Origin of the sequence: Bradyrhizobium erythrophlei (assembly GCF_042430365.1) — a bacterium.
GTDB lineage: Bacteria > Pseudomonadota > Alphaproteobacteria > Rhizobiales > Xanthobacteraceae > Bradyrhizobium > Bradyrhizobium erythrophlei.
Map to the genome: position 1 here is coordinate 1 of NZ_JBHMET010000202.1, position 1,266 is coordinate 1,266.

2 protein-coding genes are annotated in these 1,266 nt (G+C 58.7%); both read left to right on the forward strand.

All coding sequences use genetic code 11. From position 1 onward, the window contains the following. Window positions 1-301 precede the first annotated feature (301 nt). The gene (locus tag ACFFWD_RS29190; protein ID WP_376971205.1) at window positions 302-520 is read left to right on the forward strand and encodes a PRC-barrel domain containing protein; all 219 of its coding nucleotides are present in this window, start codon (window positions 302-304) and stop codon (window positions 518-520) included. A 108-nt stretch (window positions 521-628) separates the two neighbouring features. Continuing rightward, a complete protein-coding gene (locus ACFFWD_RS29195) occupies window positions 629-1,081 on the forward strand; it encodes a hypothetical protein (RefSeq protein WP_376971207.1) in 453 nt (150 codons plus the stop codon). The last annotated feature ends 185 nt before the right edge of the window (window positions 1,082-1,266 follow it).

Genomic DNA, 1,266 nt, shown 5'->3' on the forward strand with positions numbered 1-1,266 from the left:
CTGAGCGCCGAGCGAGCTAACGCTGGCGCACACACTTTGCGTTCAAAATGCAACCACCACGGGAGCCAGGGCTCTGAGCAAACACCGACAAACTATTGCCAATGCACCAAGTAGACGGTCGTCCTGTCCCACGAAGCACACCGATCCCGTCGAGGTAATCTGCGTGCAGAACTTGCGATCAGGCAAGATTTCATCGCGGCGGAACCTTGAAAGGTGGGGATAACCGGTGGGCCTCAAAGCACCCAAAACAGGTACATTTGCGTGCTAGAATTGCCAGCCCAAATGGGTGAGCGCGACGCTCATGAGCGCTTCGAGCAACGGCGACAAGCGAGCCATGAACATCCTCCGCGAATTGGATGCTGCCGAGCAGGAGCTGGTCGGGAGGACTGTCGTCTTGACCGGCGGCAAGGCCGGCACAATTGATGACGTCTTCCTCGACGATGAGCACGGGCTTCGCATCTCGATCAGAGGACACGAGGGCAGATGGCCGATCTCGACGGTGAATCATATCGAGAGCTGATCCACCTGGCGCAAATCCTAGCGGCTTCTCCTCGCGTGCGATCGGGCGGGCCGGATCGAAAGCCGACTCTATGCGTTGACTGGTTGAGCCCAAATGAGGAGGTCGACGATGATGAACGACCGAGACCGACGGGCACCGACTGCCGTGGAACGCGAAGCCCGCAAGGTATTCAGACAGGCTGAAGCGAAGGAAGCTATGACCGATTACGCCAAAGCGCAAAAAGCGTTCCACGATAACCGAGAGCGCCTAAAGGCAGAACGGCTGGCGCGGGAGGCTGCAGCGAGCGAAAAAAATCGACTCGTCAGGGAGGTTCCGACGACACAGAAAAATCGGACGCCACGTCGGTCGAGCGCAATGGATGCCGTTACTGGTTCCGGCGCCGGACACGTTCCCGCTCACCCGCACGACTCCGGCAGTCAGGCAAACGAAACCGTCGACGGACTCGACGCCAGCACCGAGTTGTTGCGGCACGCGACCGAAGATACGCCTTCCGGGAGTGGCTCCAGCGATATCGAAAAAACGCCAGTATTTGACCGGGCCGGTGCTGCGCCGAAAATATGAGCGAGGAGACGCCATGCACTGGCGCAAAGTGCCGAGCAGAACGAACGGCAAGGTCCTCTATGTCGTGGTCTTGGCGTTTACCGCCTTAGTCGCCGCGATCGCCCTAGGCGGCTTGTTCTGGAAACCCTAGGGCTCGCGAATCGCTTAAGCTGCTACTCACGTTCAGATTGAAGCCTTCTTCAATT